Raw genomic sequence first — 16,054 nt, forward strand, 5'->3', positions numbered from 1 at the left:
CGAAGTGGTGCTCGCCTCAGTGCTCACCTCAGTGCTCACCTCAGTGGAAGAAGTGGCGCTCGCCCGTGAAGTACATCGTGACGCCCGCGGCCGCCGCCGCGGCGATGACCTCGTCGTCGCGGACGCTGCCACCGGGCTGGGCCACCGCGCGCACACCGGCGTCGAGCAGCACCTGCAGGCCGTCGGCGAACGGGAAGAACGCATCCGACGCCGCGACGCTGCCGGTCGCGCGGTCACCGGCACGGTTCACCGCGAGGTGGCACGAGTCCACCCGGTTGACCTGGCCCATGCCGACCCCGACGCTCGCGCCCTGGTTCGCCAGCAGGATGGCGTTCGACTTGACCGAACGGCTCGCCTTCCACGCAAAGGCCAGGTCGGCGAGGGTCTGGTCGTCGGCGGGCGCGCCGGCGACCAGGGTCCACGTGGACTGGTCGAACGCCGTGAAGCGGTCGGCGTCCTGCACCAGGAAGCCGCCGGAGATCTGCTTGACCTCACGCGGTGCCAGGGCGAAGTCGGCCGGCAGCGTGAGCAGGCGGATGTTCTTCTTGCGCGACAGGATCTCGAGCGCCTCGGGGTCGAAGCCCGGGGCGACGACGACCTCGGTGAAGATGTCCTTCACGGTCTCCGCCATCGCCACGGTGACCGGACGGTTCGCGGCGATGACCCCACCGAACGCCGACAGCGGGTCGCAGGCGTGCGCGGCGGCGTGGGCCGAGGCGATCGGGTCGGCGGCGTCCGTCGGGGCGATCGCGATGCCGCACGGGTTGGCGTGCTTGATGATCGCGACCGCGGGGGTGTCGAAGTCGAACGCCGCACGGACGGCCGCGTCGGCGTCGACGTAGTTGTTGTACGACATCTCCTTGCCGTGCAGCTGCGTCGCCTGCGCGATGCCGGCGCCGTCGGTGCTCGTGTACAGCGCGGCTGCCTGGTGCGCGTTCTCGCCGTAGCGGAGCGTGGCCGACAGGTCGGCGGTGAAGCCGAGGTGCTCGTCGAACGCGCCGGGCGTCTGGATGTCGCCGCTGGTCGTCGGCGCCGCAGCGGCCGCGACGACGTCGCTGGCGAAGTAGGACGCCACCGCGGTGTCGTACGCCGCGGTGTGCGCGAAGGCCTGGGCCGCCAGACGCTTGCGGAGCTCGAGCGAGGTGCCGCCGGCGCGGACGGCCTCGACGACCTCGGCGTAGGACGACGGCGAGACGACGATCGCGACGTTCGGGTGGTTCTTCGCCGACGCACGGACCATCGCGGGGCCGCCGATGTCGACGTTCTCGACCACGGTCGCGGTGTCGGCACCAGAGGCCACCGTCTCGACGAACGGGTACAGGTTCACGACGACGAGCTCGAACGCCGCGATCCCGAGGTCGGCGAGCTGCTGCTCGTGCGACTCGAGGCGCAGGTCGGCGAGCAGGCCCGCGTGCACCGAGGGGTGCAGCGTCTTGACCCGGCCGTCGAGCGACTCCGGGAACCCGGTGACGCTCGCGACGTCGGTGACGGCGTACCCGGCGTCACGGATGGTCTGGGCGGTGGACCCCGTCGACACGATCTCGACACCCGACTCGGCGAGGGCGCCGGCGAGCTCGAGCAGGCCGGACTTGTCGCTCACCGAGATGAGTGCACGGCGGACCGGCACCACGTCACGGTCGCGGTAGAGGCTGGGGTCGGCTGCGTGCACGCTCATGCGCTCGGGGTGCCCTTCAGGTCGGTGGTGCCGTTGGCGATGTCGAGGATGGTCTGGATGAGCAGGCGGCGCTCGACAGGCTTGATGCGGTCGTGCAGCGTCGACTCGGAGTCGCCCGGGAGCACGGGAACGCGCTCCTGGGCCAGGATCGGGCCGGTGTCAACGCCGTCGTCGACCGCGATGACGCTCGCGCCGGTCTCGGTGACGCCGGCGGCCAGGGCGTCCCGCACGCCGTGGGCGCCGGGGAACTCGGGCAGGTACGCCGGGTGGGTGTTGATGATGCCCGGGGCGAACTCGGACACCACGGCCGGGGGCAGCAGGCGCATCAGGCCGGAGAGCACCAGCAGGTCGGGCGACCACGGGCGGATCTGCTCGGCGAGCTCGTCGCCCCAGGCCGCGCGCGAGTCGAAGCGGGAGAACGGCACCGTGAAGGTGGGGATCGAGAACTCCTCGCCCAGACCGAGACCCTCGGCATCGCGGTCGGCACCGATGGCGACGACACGGGCGGGGTACTCGGCGTCGAAGGTCGCTTCGAGCAGGGCTCGGAGGTTCGACCCGGTACCGGAGATCAGGACGACCAGTTCGAGCACGGCACCAACCCTACCGGGACCCGCGCGTCGTGACGTCGGCGCTAACGATCGTCCTTCGGACGGCGCCACCAGGGCAGCTCCTCGTCGGGGATCTGGTCGGTGACGTCCCAGTTCGTCGGACGGGCCGCCTGGGTGGGAGCGGCTGCGGGGGCCTCGGGTGCGGCCGGTTCGTCGTCGACGTCGTCCCGTCCGGCGACGAACTCCTCGGTGCTCCACGGGAACGCCGGCTGCGCGTCGGTGTGGTCGGGTACGGGCGTCGACGTGGCGGGCCGTTCCGGAGCGGGCGCAGGGCGCTGCTGCTCCGCTACGGCGTCGGCACCGGTCACGCGGTCGCGGAGTCCACCGGCTCGCTCGCGGAGTCCACCGGCACGCTCCCGCACACCGTCGGCGGCACCGTGCAGTCGATCGCGCAGGGCACCCATCGCGGCACGTCCCGACGAGCGGGGCTCGGTCGGGCTCTCGTCCGCCAGGCGCTCCGAGGCGACGGCGTCGGTCTTCGCCCAGGCCGGCAGTTCCACGTCGTGGTCCGGGTCGCGCGGGGGCGTCCGAGGCGCTGCGATGAGCGCAGGCGCGACCGGTTCGTCGGCGATCGGTTCCGTCGGGCTGTCCACGGCGGTGCGGGGGCGGGCAGCGGTCGACCCGTCGTGCGTCTCCTCGACCACGAACCGGTGCACGTCGGTGGTCCGTCCCGCGCCGGCCTGGTCGAGCGCGGCGAGCAGCGATCCCGCCCCGGCCTCGGCTCCGGTCCGGTCTGCGTCGTCGTCGTCCGCCTCGGTCCAACGCTCCCGTGTCCAGCCCCGGTCCGGCAGGCGGACGAGGTCGCTGCCCGCGGCGAGGGCGATGACCGCCGGCAGGCCGATCTCGAGCGCGGCGAACCCACCCACCACCAGGGCGTGCGGGCCGACGTCGGCCAGTCGTCCGGGGCCGAACGATCCGGACGACACCCAGGCGATCAGCCCGGTCAGGACACCGGCGACGATGCCCGTCGCGACACCGGCGAGCGCCCGGTGGAGTGCGGAGTCGGCGTTCCCCAGCGCACGAACGAGTCGCGGGCGCATCGAGCCGCCGATCGCGAAGCCGGCGATCACCGGCACCAGGATCCAGACCAGGCCGAACGTGTGGCCCGAGGTCGGCAGTGCGCCGAACACCGGCAGTCCGGGGATCGGTCCGAGGGTCGTGGCGATCGGGGACACGCTCGAACCGGTGCCGATGGCGAACCCGGGGCCGATCAGCCACGACGTCGCCCACCCGACGAAGTCCGGCAGGAACGCGAGCTGCCCGACGGTGAGGGCGATGCCGCCGATCAAACCGGCGTGGGACTGCTCGTACAGGGTGATGACCTCGGCGAACGAGGTGAAGAGCAGGAACGCGACGACGACCCCGGCGAACGCGACGACGACTCCGGTGGCGGCGGTCCCGGCACGGAGACCGAACCCGGCGATCGCACGCCAGAGCACGGGCACGCGGTCGAGCAGGTCGATCACACGCTGGGTGGCGGGGTCCGCCGGAAGGTCCCGCCGTCGTCGGCAGACTTCGGAACTGACGAGCGCCGGGATCCCGAACCACAGCGCGGGCAGGACCACGGCCTGCCAGATCGTCGGCTGCGTGGCGGCGGAGGTCGACGACAGCGCGACGCCCAGGCCGAGCGCCGCGACGACCGCCGTCCCGACCAGCAGGCCGGTGGTCCGGTGCTCGGTCTCCGCGAAGCGTCGACCGGCGCGGGCGCCGAGCCAGGCGGTCACGACCGCGAAGCCGAGCGCCGCGAGCGTCACGTGGATGGGATCGGCGGCACCGCTGACCCCGGAGCTCTTCGCCAGTGCCGACCCGAGCAGGAACGAGACGTCGACGCCGTGGCCGACGAGCCAGACGCTGCCGGTGGCCTTCCAGAACACGTCCCAGTCGATCTGCAGGCCGTACTCGAAGCCCCACAGCAGGGTGAGCGGCACAAGTGCGATCCCGATGCCGACGCCGACCGTCACGACCGCCTCGATCGCGGCGAGCAGAGCGGTTCCCAGGCGGTTCATCGCAGTGAGGATACGTGGCAGTCCGGCTCTCGGCCGTGAGCCGCGCGGCTCCGCAGCAGACTCAGCGGGTGGTCCCGGACGGACTCAGTTCCGACGGCGCCCGCTGATCGTGATGATCTGCCACGCGACGACCGCGATGCCGATCGCGAATGGCCAGGCGATCCACCGATCGAGTCCGATGAGTCCGCCGACGAAGAGCGCGCACATCAGGGAAGCAACCGACACAGCGACCGCGATGGGCGTCTGGCCAGTGCGACCGTCGACCTCGGTCACGTAGCCCGGTCGCCGTTCGTAGTCGGCCGGGTCGTAGATCGCCGGGTCGTGCGGCATGTCGATGTCCTCGCGCCGCAGGCTCGGGTTCGTGCGAGAACGCGGCAGGAGGAATGCAGCCCACGTGAACCACGCACCGAATGCGATCAGAGCGATGGCGATGCTCCAGAGGTGCACGCCTCCCGGGGTGTCGACCGCACGGATCGGGGTGGCGAGGAAGCCGATGCCGACCAGTGCCGACACGAGCCCGACCACGATCCCCAAGCGTGCGGGTTCACCCCGCTGCCCGCTCCGCTCGACCACGCCGCGATGCTACCGGTGCCGCGGGGACCCCACGCAGAACACCGGTGCTCGTCGGACGAACACGCGCATGACGCGGTCCGACGAACGAACACCGGTGTTCAGCGGAACGGACGAACCGCTAGCGGGCGACGACCTCGCGCAGCAGCGCAGCGGTCTCGGACGGCGTCTTGCCGACCTTCACGCCGGCGGCCTCGAGCGCCTGCTTCTTCGCCTCGGCGGTGCCGGCGGAACCGGACACGATCGCTCCGGCGTGGCCCATCGTCTTGCCCTCGGGGGCAGTGAAGCCCGCGACGTACCCGACGACCGGCTTCGTGACGTGCGCCTTGATGAACTCGGCTGCGCGCTCCTCGGCGTCGCCACCGATCTCACCGATCATCACGATGGCCTCGGTCTCGGGGTCGGCCTCGAACGCGGCGAGCGCGTCGATGTGCGTCGTCCCGATGACCGGGTCGCCGCCGATGCCGATGGCGGTCGAGAAGCCCAGGTCCCGCAGCTCGTACATCATCTGGTAGGTCAGGGTGCCCGACTTCGAGACGAGGCCGATCGGGCCCTTGCCAGTGATCGTCGCCGGGGTGATGCCGACGAGCGACTCCCCCGGGGTGATGATGCCGGGGCAGTTCGGGCCGATGATGCGGGTCGTCCCGCCGAGCGCCTTGGCGTGTGCCCAGAACTCGGCGGCGTCCTGCACCGGGATGCCCTCGGTGATGACGACGACGAGCGGGATCGCGGCATCGATGGCCTCGAGCACGGCGTCCTTGGCGAAGGCCGGCGGCACGAAGACGATGGAGACGTCAGCACCGGTGGTGTCGATGGCCTCGCGCACGGTGCCGAAGACGGGCAGCGACACGTCCCCGTGGGTGACGGTGGTGCCGGCCTTGCGGGCGTTGACGCCACCGACGACCTGGGTGCCGGCCTTGAGCATGAGGGCGGTGTGCTTGGTGCCCTCGCCGCCGGTGATGCCCTGGACGATGACCTTGGAGTCCTTGTTGAGGAAGATCGACATGGTCAGTCCCTTCAGGCCGCGGCAGCGGCGAGTTCGGCGGCCTGCTCGGCCGCGTCGTCCATGGTCGCGGCGACGGTGACGAGCGGGTGCGCTGCCTCCGCCAGGATCCGACGACCCTCTTCCACGTTGTTGCCGTCCAGGCGCACGACGAGCGGCTTGGTGGCCGCGTCACCGAGGATCCCGAGGGCGGCGACGATGCCGTTCGCGACGGCGTCGCAGGCGGTGATGCCGCCGAAGACGTTCACGAAGACGCTCTTCACCTGCGGGTCGCCGAGGATGACGTCGAGGCCGTTGGCCATGACCTCGGCCGAGGCGCCGCCGCCGATGTCGAGGAAGTTCGCGGGCTTCACGCCGCCGTGGCGCTCACCGGCGTAGGCGACGACGTCGAGCGTCGACATGACGAGGCCCGCACCGTTGCCGATGACGCCGACCTGACCGTCGAGCTTGACGTAGTTCAGGCCGTGGGCCTTCGCCTTGGCCTCGAGCGGGTCCTCGCTGGCGGAGTCCTCGAGGTCCTTGTGCGCGGGGTGGCGGAAGTCGGCGTTCTCGTCGAGCGAGACCTTGCCGTCGAGCGCCAGGATCTGGCCGTCGCCGGTGCGGACGAGGGGGTTCACCTCGACGAGCGTGGCGTCCTCGCCCTTGTAGACGTCGTAGAGCTTCGAGAAGACGTCGGCCACCTGGTCGACGAGCTCCGCCGGGAAGCCGGCCTGCTCGGCGATCGCGCGACCGGCGGCCGCGTCGATCCCGGTGAGCGGGTCGACCTCGACGCGGGCGAGCGCCTCGGGCTTCTCGACTGCGAGCTGCTCGATCTCCATGCCGCCCTCGACGCTGGTGAGCGAGAGGTAGGAGCGGTTGGCCCGGTCGAGCAGCACGGAGAAGTAGAACTCCTCGGCGATGTCGGCGCCCTGGGCGATCATGACGCGCTGCACGGTGTGGCCCTTGATGTCGAGCCCGAGGATCGCCTGGGCGTGCTCGAACGCTTCGTCGGGGGTCTTCGCGACCTTGACGCCGCCGGCCTTGCCGCGCCCACCGACCTTCACCTGGGCCTTGACGACCACGACGCCACCGATCTTCTCGGCCGCCGCTCTCGCCTCTTCCGGGGTGTCGGCGATGATCCCCTGGAGGACGGGGACGCCGTAGGACTCGAAGAGGTCCCTGGCCTGATACTCGAAAAGATCCACGCTGTTCTTCTTCCCGCACGGTTCGTGCGATCGGCATCGGTTTCCCGGTCGCGCACTCCACATCGAGGGTCGCTCGATGTCGAGACAACGGCCGTCACGCAGCCTAGCGCGGCGACATGGACGTCGAGACAACGGGCGGCGCGGGACGCAGGGGAAGGCGCGGTCGCTCGACCACCCGTCGGCGACCGCGCTCCACTCCCCCGAGCACCGGCAGTGTGCACGGCCGTCGTGACGGGGAGGTGTCCCGCAGGTGAACTCGCGCACCCTGGACGCCGCTCTCACCGACCCGGCGTACACCGGAAGGCCCGAACCACCGGCAGGCCCGAACCACCGGATGGCCCGAACGAAGGAGCGCGCATGACCGCGGAACAGAACCAGCAGGCACAGGAACGACTCGGCGAGATCCTGGAGGCGCGGGCCTTCGACCGCTTCCCCGAGGTGTGGGCGGAGGACGTCGTGGACCACGACCCCGCGCCCGACCAGCAGCCCGGCCTCGCGGGGGTCGTCGACTTCTGGACCGAGTTCACCACCGCGTTCCCGGACCTCACGCTCGAGCCCGACCCGCTCGTCGTCACGGACGACTACATCACCGCGGTGTTCACGATCCGCGGGACCCACACCGGTCCGTTCCAGGGCCACGCGCCGACGGGTCGCGCCTTCGAGGTCCGCGGCATCCAGGTCTCGAAGTTCCGTGACGGCAAGATCGCCGAACGCTGGGGCTCAACCGACGAGAAGGGCCTGGCGGAGCAGCTCGCGCTCGGCTCCGGCGACGTCCACTTCGTCAGCGCCTGAACACCATCGGACACCCGGCACCACCCACACCCAGGAGGACACCATGAGCGATCCCGGCATCAGCCCCGTCGACGACTTCGAGGCCCAGCAGCGCCGCGACGACGACATCGACCGCGAGCACGTCGGCCCGTACGAGGTGGACGAGTCCGAGGAGTCCCTCGAGACCGTGACGAACGACGCCGTCGCCGGCGAGACCGTCGAGCCGCAGCGCGGTGACGGTACCGACGACGGCCCGACCGGCGGCTCCCCGCGCGAGGGGTCGCCCGACCTGTGGGAGCACGACGCCGACGAGGACCGGCCGGACCTGGGAGGCGACCTCGGCACCAAGCCGCTCTGAGCCACACCGCCTGATCAGCGCCTCCCCCAGGGATCCGCGGAACACGGCCCGTAACATCGGGCCGTGTTCCGTCGCGTCCGAGCCAGCGTCCGCAGCATGCCGTCGGCCGCCCGGCTGGTGGCGATCGCGGCGATGCTGCTCGTCGCGGCCTCCGCACACCTCGCCGCGCAGTCGGAGCCGGCAGGTCGATGGGTCCCGCTCCTCGCGGTCGCGGTGGTCGGAGCCGTCGTCACCGGAGCACCGAGCCGCCTCTGGCCGCTCCCCGCGATCTGGCTCGTCGCCACCCTGCTCGCCCTGACCGGCGACGTCCGGGTGGACGGCACGTACCTGGTGGCCGCCCTCGTGACCGGCGCGCTCGCGCTCGTCGCGGCGATCGCCGCTGATCTCGTCCCCGTCCTGCGGACGCGACGCCGACGGGGTGGACCGTGACCACCCCACGGCCTGGAGGCCCGGTGCCGGGCCCGCCACGTCCCTCCAGTCACGGCCGTCACCCCGCTGGCGCGGTGCGCCGGAACCGGCTGGTGGGGCCCACCTCCCGTCCGTCGTCCGGTCGCGTCCACGACCGCAACCTGCGTCGCTTCCTCGGTGACAGCACACCCGTGGCCGCGGGCGGCCGCGCCATCCTGCTGCAGATCGCCGACCCGGTCGTCGCGGCGGGGGTCCGCCGGCACTCGGACTTCGCCCGCCGACCGCAGCAGCGGCTGGCCCACACCCTGATGTTCGTGTACGCCGTCGTCTCCGGCACGGAGCAGGACGCCACGATCGCCGCGGGTTTCGTGAACCGGGCCCACGTGCCCGTGACCGGCGCGGACGACGTCGACCGGCAGCTGTGGGTGGCCGCGACCCTGTTCGACTCGGCTCGTCGGGCGCACGACCTGTTCGGCGCTCCCGTCACGGCGGAACGCGCCGAGGCCGTGCTCGCCGCGTACGCCCCGATCGCGACGACGCTGCGGGTGCCCGCCGAGCGCTGGCCGACCTCGGTGGCGGCCTTCGACGAGTACTGGGCCGACGCCCTCGACCGGCTCGAGGTCACCGACGACGCCCGCGGGGTGGTGCGGGACCTGCTCCACCCGCGGTTCGCGCCGCTCTGGGTACGTGCCGCGATGCCGCTCGTCCGGATCGTCACGGTCGGGATGCTGCCGGAGCGGCTGCGGACCGCGTACGGGTTCGCGTGGGGGCCGCGCGAGCACCGTCGGTTCCAGCGGACGGTCGCCGTGGTCAGCGGGGTGCGGTCGGTCCTGCCCGGGGCCCTGCTGCGGCTGCCGGGTCCGCTGCTGCTGCGGGCGATGCGCCGGACGGCCGGGCGACACGCCACGGTACGGTAGCGGGCATGTCGGTCGACCACTTCGCCATCACGGTCCCGCGCTCCTGGTTCGAGCTGCCCGTCGAGCCGGAGCGCCGCGACGACCGGATCAGCGCCCTCGTGCAGGAGCGCATCGAGGACCAGCGCGAGCTCTGGGACCACCGGACCGAGATCGTCCGGGCCCTCCGTCGGTTCGCGCGGTCGGCGTGGGACAGCGGTGCCCGGTACTGCGCGGCCTTCGCCGAGCCGAGCGAGGACGGCATCGTCTCCGGCGCCCTGACCGTCACGGTCCTGCCCGCTCCCGAGGCCGGCGGCGACCAGCTCGCCGCCCTGACCGACCACGTCGCCGCGCTCGGCGGTGACGACGACGGCATGCACGTCGACGTGCACGAGGTCCCCCGCGTCGGTCGGGTGCCGCGCGTCTGGGGCGTCTCGACCGTGCAGGCGCCGGACGGCCGCGGCTCGTTCGACGTCGTGCTGATGCAGACGTTCGTGCCGGCCGGTGACCAGGTCGCGCTGGTGAGCGTGTCCTCGCCCGCGACCGACCTGGCCGAGCCGCTGTACGAACTGTTCGAGACCGTGACCGACACCTTCGAGCTCATCGACTCGGCCACGGTCGGCGGCGGGGTCGACTGATGCGGATCTGGCCGTTCCGGAAGCGTCGGAAGCCCGTCGAGCCCGTCGTCGAGCGGGTCACCGTCGACGACCTCGCGCGGATGGCGCAGCGCGGCGAACTCGCCCGCGCGGTCGTCACGCCGCCGCCGGCTCCCCGCGCCAGCGCCGACCGGGTGCGGGCGACCGTCGCGCAGCTGCCCGGGCGTCCCCTGGGCTCCGCCGGTGGCACGGCCCGCCGCGACGCGGCTCCGGCCCGGCAGACCGCGGCGGCCGTCCTGGTGCTCGACGACCACCAGCGGGTGACCGTGTCCGGTGGCGGGCTGATCGGCCGTGACCCGGCGAGCGCCCACCCGGACGGCGGCTACGCGCACATGATCGCGCTCGAGGACCCGGACAAGCTGCTCAGCCGCACGCACCTGGAGTTCGGCTTCGGTGCCGAGGGGTCGCTCTGGGTGCTCGACACGGCGTCGGCGAACGGGGTCGAGCTGCAGCGGCCGGGGTTCCCGGCGACGATGGTGCCTCCGGCGCAGCGCACCGTGGTGCAGCCGGGCGACGTGGTCGTGTTCGGCGGCCACACGCTGCGCGCCGAGCCGCAGACGGCGCTGGTCGGCGAAGCCCCACTCGGCTGACGCCGAGCGGCGCGGCGGCGCGACGTCGCGCGACGTCGCGCGACGTCGGCGCGCGCCGCCGCCGCGCCGCCTCCGTCAGTCGGCGGGCACCTGCACGAGCCGCAGCGCCTGGTCGGCGTCGTTGAGCAGTGCCCGACCCGGCACCCGGTCCTGCGTCACCAGGCTCTTCGACAGCTTCGTGCCGATCAGGTCGCCGTCGACCGTGCTGAGCGGCGCGAGCAGCATTCCGCGACGGGCCTTCTTCGCGTCGACCTGCCAGCCACGGAACCCGCTCGCGACGCCCTCGACGTCGCCGGCGATGACGAGCCCGACCGAACGGCCCCGGTCGGAGTCCATGACCGCCCGGAACACCGGTTCGGCCGGGGTCTCCTTGAGCACCTCGGCGTCGTCGACGAGCACGAGCGTGAAACCGTCCGAGCCGGTGTCGATCGCGGCGGAGAGGCCCTCGGCCCCGATCCCGCCGTCGGTGACCACGGTCGCGCGCGGTGCACCCTCGAGTGCGCGGAGCGGGGAGTCCCGCGGCGTGACCGCGACGACCGACCCACCTGCGGACAGGACGTGCCGGGCCATCGCGACGAGCGCGGTGCTCTTGCCGGAGCGCGGGCTGCCGGCGACGATGAACACCGGGGTGTCCTGCACGAAGTCGTGGGTGAAGAGCCGGAGCTCGTCGCCGCCGACGCCGAGCGCGACCCGACCGACCGAGGCGTCCGCCGAGGGCAGGTACCGCACGGCCTCCTCGAACGTGATGGACCGCGGCAGGACGTCGATCCGGAAGGGCTTCGGCACGGTTGCTGGGACGTGGGCACGGACCTCGTCGCCGATGCCGCGGATCGCCGCCGCCTGGTCACGGCCACCGAGGCCACCGGGCAGCACGGCGACCTGGGTCTCCGTCGCGGTGGCGTTCCGGAAGCCGCGGCCGGGCGGGATCGACTCCGGCAGCTTCTTGCCGTTGATGCCCTCGTAGTTGTAGTCGCCGCGGTCGGCCAGGGCGAGCAGCAGCTTCCGCTCCACCTGGCTCGACATCCGGCCGGAGGTCAGCGTGCGGTCGCCGGAGACGATCAGGTGCACGCCGACGCCGACGCCCTCGCGCAGCAGCGTCTGGACGGCGTCGTGCAGCGCACCGTTCTCGGCGTCGGCCAGGGTCGCCATGAAGCTCTCCCACTGGTCCAGGAACACGACGACGTGCGGCAGCGGGGTGGTGTGCTCGTCGGACCGCTGCTCGGCGATGGACGAGTACCCGCCGCTCGCGAAGGCCGCCTGGCGCTCCTGCACGGTGCGGAGCAGGATGCCGAGCAGCCGCGAGACCCGGTCGGGCTCGTGCCGCTGCACCACGGCACCGCAGTGCGGCAGGGCCCCGAGCGCGAGCAGGGCGCCGTTGCCGCAGTCGATCCCGTACATGTGCACGTCACCGACGCCGAGGCGCAGGGCCATCGCACCGGCCAGGGTGCGGAGCGTCTGGCTGCGGCCGGAGCGCGGCGACCCGATGACGAACAGGTGGCCGTCGGCGTCGAGGTCGAACACGGCGGGGCGCTGCTGCTGGTCGGCGGGGTGGTCCTCGACGCCCCAGGCCACGGCGAGCGGCGGCAGCTCGGCGGCGCCCGCGGCACCGGCGGCTTCGACGTCGTCGAGTCCGACGACCGCACCGAGCGGCGGCAGCCACGGCTTCCGCTGCTCGGGGGTGCCGAGGGCGCGAGTGGCGTCACCGATCGACGCGACGAGGACGCTCAGGTCGGTGACCTCCACGTCGCTTGCGGCGGCCTCGACGGCTGCCGGGCGGGGGGCTGGTTCGCTGTACGAGGCGAAGGTGAGTTCGCGGACCAGGGCGGGCCGGGCCTCCTGGTCGTCCGTGCCGGGCCGACGCCCGCCCACCCGACCGGACTGGAAGGGCAGCAACGAGGCCGCGCCGAGCCGCACGTACGCTCGACCGGGCGTCGTCTTCGCGATCCGCGCGGCGTCGTTCGCGCCGATGACGTCCTGGCTCTCCGACTGGTCGGTGACGCGCAACGCGATCCGCAGGTTCGTGTTGGCGCGGATCTCGGGCGACACGACACCGCCGGGGCGCTGTGTGGCGAGCACGAGGTGGATGCCGAGCGAGCGCCCGCGCTGGGCGATGTTCACCAGGCCCTTGACGAAGTCCGGGAGCTCGCGGGCGAGCGAGGCGAACTCGTCGATGACGATGAGCAGCCGCGGCAGGCTCGGGATCGCGTCGCCCGACGCCGCGCGCTTCGCCTGCAGGTCCTGGTAGTCCTCCAGGTCCTTCGCGCCGACCTCCGCCAGGGCGTGCTCGCGGGTGCGCAGTTCTGCGCCGAGCGACTCGAGCGCCCGCTCCACCTGGTGGGTGTCGAGGTCGGTGACCATGCCGACCGTGTGCGGCAGGTCGACGCAGTCCTTGAACGCCGCACCGCCCTTGTAGTCGACGAGCACGAAGTTCATCTCGTCCGGCCGGTTCGCGACGGCGAGCGACGCGACGATCGTCTGCAGCAGCTCGGACTTGCCGGAACCGGTCGTGCCGGCGACGAGTCCGTGCGGACCGTCGTTCCGCAGGTCGATCGCGAACGGCCCGTCGATCGAGGCGCCGATGACGGCGGTCGTGCTGCGTCCGCCGAGCAGCCACCGGGCCTGCACGGCCTCGGACGTCGGCGGTTCGAGCTGGAGGACGTCGAGCAGCCGCGCCGACGACGGGATGGCGCCGTCCTGCACGTCCGGGCTGGCGTCGACGATCGGCGACAGCGACCGGGCGACCCACTCGAGCCAGTCCTGGTCGACCAGGTCGGGCCGGGCGTCGTCGATGCGCTCGCTGCGCTGCTGCGTGACCCGGATCCGGTCGTCGCGGACGACGACCACAGCGTCGCACTCCTCGGGCAGGAGCCGCTCGTCCAGGTCGAGGCAGATGCTGAACACCCCGACCGACGGCCCCTCCTTCAGCACCTGCACGAGCGACGGCATCGCACGCAGGCGCCTGGCGCCGTCCATCACGACGACGATCTCGTCGGCCGGCGGGGTCTTCTTGCCGATGCCGGCTTCCTTGCGGGCGTCGATGACCGCCGCGAGCTCGGCGATGGCCCGCGCGGTCGTCGCCGCGTTCGAGGCGATGCTCGTCATCGGCTGGTCAGCACCGTCACGGCGGACGTGCGGCAACCAGGACATCCACTCCCACAGCGCGGTCCGGGTGGTGTCGGTGAGCAGCGTGAAGGTGACGTCCTTCGGGCTCTGGAGCGTCGCGAGCTGCGCGACCACCCAGTTCGCCAGCCGTCGGGCGTCGTCGTCCGGACCGGCGATGCCGATCACGCCGCGCTCCGCCAGGCGGATGCGGACCGGCACGTCGGTCGCGTCCCACGCGACGGTCCGCTTGTGCGACAGCTGTTCCGGGTCCTCGATGGTCACCTCGGACCGCTGCGTCGCCGTGCCGACGCGGACGAGCAGATGGTCGGGGTCGGTCCGACGCCGCTCCCACAGGCGCGGCAGCGGCGTGACCGCCGTCTCGTAGACGGCAGCCGGATCAGGAGCGCTCGCGATCCAGCGCGCCCGCTCGGACTGGAGGCTCTCGGTCGCGTCCGCCTCGATGCGCGCCTTGGTGTCCTCGTACTCCACGATCCGCTGGCGGTACGTCTTCTTGCCCTGGCGGCGGCCCTGGAGGCCCGTGATGATCATCAGGATCGGCGACAGCAGGGCGATGAGCAGGTAGATCCAGCGACCGGTGGTCGACACGAACATCACGGCCATGCCCATCGGCGCCAGCGCCATCAGGATGGGCAGCGCCCGCGCCGGGGGTTCGGTCGGCGGGGCCGGCAGCTGGTAGCGGGTGTGCTCGTCGGGCGGCAGGATGCGCGGCGGGCGGTTGTACTCGAGCGACATGCCGTCGTCGGCCAGGGACAGGTGCGCCCCACGGTCCGGCGCCCGACCGAAGCCGAGCAGGACCCCGCCGATCGCCAGCTGCGCGGTCTCCGGCCAGTCGGTCTCCTCGGTGACGGCAGCACCGTCGAGCACCGCCCCGGCGAAGCCGTTCGCCGGACGGACCTTCGCGCCGTCGGCCGTGACCGACACGAGCAGGGCGACCTCCGGTACGGTCTCGGCCCCGGTGGCCTCGGCCTCGACCTCGGCGGTGGTGCTCACCGGGATGCGCACCGTGGCGTTCGTCGCCGTGCCGATCGTCACCGTGCCGGTGCCCACCCGCACGATGGTGCCGGCGTGCAGGCCCGAGACGATCCGGATCTCGGCGTCGGTCAGCGGACGGAGCGGCTGCGGCGGCACCTGCTCGAGGCTGCGGGCCACGACCACGCCCTCGCGCACACCGGACTCGGCGACCGTCGCCGTCAGGTCGAGCGGCTGCTCGCCGACGAAGTACGCCGGGGTCCGTCCGGAGGCCACGACGTCCGTCGCGATGAGGCGTTCGGCCTCGGCGACGAGCTCGCCGACCGCGCGGGTGTCGTCCCCGTCGACGTAGACGTTGGCGGTCTGACCACTCTCGCGGTCGACCATCGTGAACGTGAAGGTCATGGCATCCCCCGTAGCATTGACTACATGTCGCAGGACGATGGTAGTGTCCCCTGCGACACGCCCCGTTGGGGGGACATGACGAAACTCCGGGGAAAGGGAGTCACACCGTGGCGAACATCAACGTCTCGTACGCAGACCTCGAGGCAGCAGCCTCCGACCTCAAGGCGGGTCAGGCGGACATCGAAGACCGTCTCTCCGCCCTGCAGCGCAAGATCCAGCAGCTCATCTCCGACGGCTACGTCACCGACAAGTCGTCCGTCGCGTTCGGCGAGTCCTACGACGAGTTCAACCGTGGCGTGACCCAGACCGTCCAGGGGCTCGAGGGCCTCTCGACGTTCCTGTCGAAGGCGTCGCAGACCCTGTCCGAGACGGACGAGTCGCTCGCTTCCGGCCTCAAGGGCTGACACCGCTGACGACCCCGTGTCCCGCGATCGCGTGGGGCACGGGGTCGACGCGGTTCCGGTGGCGGTGGCTTCCGGTTCGTGATCGGGGAGGGATTGTTCCGTGGCTTCGAGACTGCTCGTTGACCTGATGGGGCTCGGGGAGCTCCAGACCGACCTGTCGACCGTGCACAGCACGCTCGAACAGGCGCACAAGCGCGTCGATGCGTCCGACGACGAGATCGGCTCGGGCACCGTGCAGGACGCCCTGCACGACTTCGACCACCGCTGGGGTGACAAGCGCGACAAGATCAGCGACTCGACGAAGGCGCTGGCGGACATGCTGAGCGCGTCCGTCGAGACCTACACCGAGACCGACGAGCAGCTCGCACAGGCACTGCAGGTCAACGACGAGAACGGCGGCGGCGGACCCGCTGCCTCGAGGGCGGAGTAGT

The 16,054-nt window shown here is 72.2% G+C and carries 15 protein-coding genes; 8 read left to right on the forward strand and 7 right to left on the reverse strand.

Features of this window, described 5'->3' with window-relative positions:
- Window positions 1-40: 40 nt before the first annotated feature.
- From purH to sucC, 6 genes are all read right to left on the reverse strand, one after another.
- Entirely contained in the window at window positions 41-1,675 is a 1,635-nt protein-coding gene (gene purH / locus ACIPV1_RS14680; RefSeq protein ID WP_402726705.1) for a bifunctional phosphoribosylaminoimidazolecarboxamide formyltransferase/IMP cyclohydrolase, read from the reverse strand.
- Window positions 1,672-2,265 (reverse strand): phosphoribosylglycinamide formyltransferase, encoded by a 594-nt coding sequence (purN, locus tag ACIPV1_RS14685; RefSeq protein WP_123936914.1) that lies wholly within the window; start codon window positions 2,263-2,265, stop codon window positions 1,672-1,674. Before purN ends, purH begins: the two co-directional genes overlap by 4 nt.
- Window positions 2,266-2,306: 41 nt before the next feature.
- Complete coding sequence (locus ACIPV1_RS14690) at window positions 2,307-4,289, reverse strand: DUF6350 family protein (protein ID WP_402726706.1); 1,983 nt, start codon at window positions 4,287-4,289, stop codon at window positions 2,307-2,309.
- 84 nt (window positions 4,290-4,373) lie between these two features.
- Window positions 4,374-4,862 carry a hypothetical protein gene (locus ACIPV1_RS14695; protein ID WP_194671708.1) on the reverse strand — a complete coding sequence of 163 codons (489 nt, stop codon included), beginning with the start codon at window positions 4,860-4,862 and terminating at the stop codon, window positions 4,374-4,376.
- 118 nt (window positions 4,863-4,980) lie between these two features.
- Window positions 4,981-5,865, reverse strand: a complete 885-nt coding sequence (gene sucD, locus ACIPV1_RS14700) for a succinate--CoA ligase subunit alpha (protein ID WP_402726707.1) — start codon at window positions 5,863-5,865, stop codon at window positions 4,981-4,983.
- 11 nt (window positions 5,866-5,876) lie between these two features.
- Window positions 5,877-7,046, reverse strand: a complete 1,170-nt coding sequence (sucC, locus tag ACIPV1_RS14705) for an ADP-forming succinate--CoA ligase subunit beta (RefSeq protein WP_123671459.1) — start codon at window positions 7,044-7,046, stop codon at window positions 5,877-5,879.
- Window positions 7,047-7,403: 357 nt separating this feature from the next.
- Between sucC and ACIPV1_RS14710 the strand changes: the two genes are divergently transcribed.
- From ACIPV1_RS14710 to ACIPV1_RS14735, 6 genes are all read left to right on the forward strand, one after another.
- Window positions 7,404-7,838, forward strand: coding sequence for an ester cyclase (locus tag ACIPV1_RS14710; protein WP_402726708.1), 435 nt, complete (start codon window positions 7,404-7,406; stop codon window positions 7,836-7,838).
- A 43-nt stretch (window positions 7,839-7,881) separates the two neighbouring features.
- Window positions 7,882-8,175, forward strand: a complete 294-nt coding sequence (locus ACIPV1_RS14715) for a hypothetical protein (protein ID WP_131877586.1) — start codon at window positions 7,882-7,884, stop codon at window positions 8,173-8,175.
- Window positions 8,176-8,238: 63 nt separating this feature from the next.
- Entirely contained in the window at window positions 8,239-8,604 is a 366-nt protein-coding gene (locus ACIPV1_RS14720; RefSeq protein WP_402726709.1) for a hypothetical protein, read from the forward strand.
- A gap of 92 nt (window positions 8,605-8,696) precedes the next feature.
- On the forward strand, window positions 8,697-9,500 hold the full coding sequence (locus tag ACIPV1_RS14725) for an oxygenase MpaB family protein (RefSeq protein ID WP_402726710.1): 804 nt from the start codon (window positions 8,697-8,699) through the stop codon (window positions 9,498-9,500).
- Between the two features lie 5 nt (window positions 9,501-9,505).
- Window positions 9,506-10,114: a hypothetical protein gene (locus ACIPV1_RS14730; RefSeq protein ID WP_402726711.1), complete on the forward strand. Its 609-nt coding sequence runs from the start codon at window positions 9,506-9,508 to the stop codon at window positions 10,112-10,114.
- Window positions 10,114-10,722, forward strand: a complete 609-nt coding sequence (locus tag ACIPV1_RS14735) for an FHA domain-containing protein (protein WP_123293218.1) — start codon at window positions 10,114-10,116, stop codon at window positions 10,720-10,722. Before ACIPV1_RS14730 ends, ACIPV1_RS14735 begins: the two co-directional genes overlap by 1 nt.
- 75 nt (window positions 10,723-10,797) lie before the next feature.
- Here the strand turns inward: ACIPV1_RS14735 and ACIPV1_RS14740 are convergent, their stop codons facing one another.
- A complete protein-coding gene (locus tag ACIPV1_RS14740; RefSeq protein ID WP_402726712.1) occupies window positions 10,798-15,219 on the reverse strand; it encodes an FtsK/SpoIIIE domain-containing protein in 4,422 nt (1,473 codons plus the stop codon).
- A 107-nt stretch (window positions 15,220-15,326) separates the two neighbouring features.
- On the opposite strand from ACIPV1_RS14740, the gene ACIPV1_RS14745 reads away from it, so the two are divergent.
- Window positions 15,327-15,623 carry a WXG100 family type VII secretion target gene (locus ACIPV1_RS14745; protein ID WP_071404660.1) on the forward strand — a complete coding sequence of 99 codons (297 nt, stop codon included), beginning with the start codon at window positions 15,327-15,329 and terminating at the stop codon, window positions 15,621-15,623.
- A 100-nt stretch (window positions 15,624-15,723) separates the two neighbouring features.
- Window positions 15,724-16,053: a DUF6507 family protein gene (locus tag ACIPV1_RS14750; protein WP_123936922.1), complete on the forward strand. Its 330-nt coding sequence runs from the start codon at window positions 15,724-15,726 to the stop codon at window positions 16,051-16,053.
- Window position 16,054 lies beyond the last annotated feature (1 nt).

Origin of the sequence: Curtobacterium sp. NPDC089991 (genome assembly GCF_044748425.1) — a bacterium.
Classification (GTDB): Bacteria; Actinomycetota; Actinomycetes; order Actinomycetales; family Microbacteriaceae; genus Curtobacterium.

Excerpts from the sequence above, each read along its gene's own strand:
- ACIPV1_RS14730 (WP_402726711.1), top strand. The coding sequence starts at position 9,506 with ATGTCGGTCGACCACTTCGCCATCACGGTCCCGCGCTCCTGGTTCGAG.
- ACIPV1_RS14690 (WP_402726706.1), bottom strand. The coding sequence starts at position 4,289 with ATGAACCGCCTGGGAACCGCTCTGCTCGCCGCGATCGAGGCGGTCGTG.
- ACIPV1_RS14735 (WP_123293218.1), top strand. The coding sequence starts at position 10,114 with ATGCGGATCTGGCCGTTCCGGAAGCGTCGGAAGCCCGTCGAGCCCGTC.
- ACIPV1_RS14715 (WP_131877586.1), top strand. The coding sequence starts at position 7,882 with ATGAGCGATCCCGGCATCAGCCCCGTCGACGACTTCGAGGCCCAGCAG.
- ACIPV1_RS14740 (WP_402726712.1), bottom strand. The coding sequence starts at position 15,219 with ATGACCTTCACGTTCACGATGGTCGACCGCGAGAGTGGTCAGACCGCC.
- ACIPV1_RS14710 (WP_402726708.1), top strand. The coding sequence starts at position 7,404 with ATGACCGCGGAACAGAACCAGCAGGCACAGGAACGACTCGGCGAGATC.
- sucD (WP_402726707.1), bottom strand. The coding sequence starts at position 5,865 with ATGTCGATCTTCCTCAACAAGGACTCCAAGGTCATCGTCCAGGGCATC.
- purH (WP_402726705.1), bottom strand. The coding sequence starts at position 1,675 with ATGAGCGTGCACGCAGCCGACCCCAGCCTCTACCGCGACCGTGACGTG.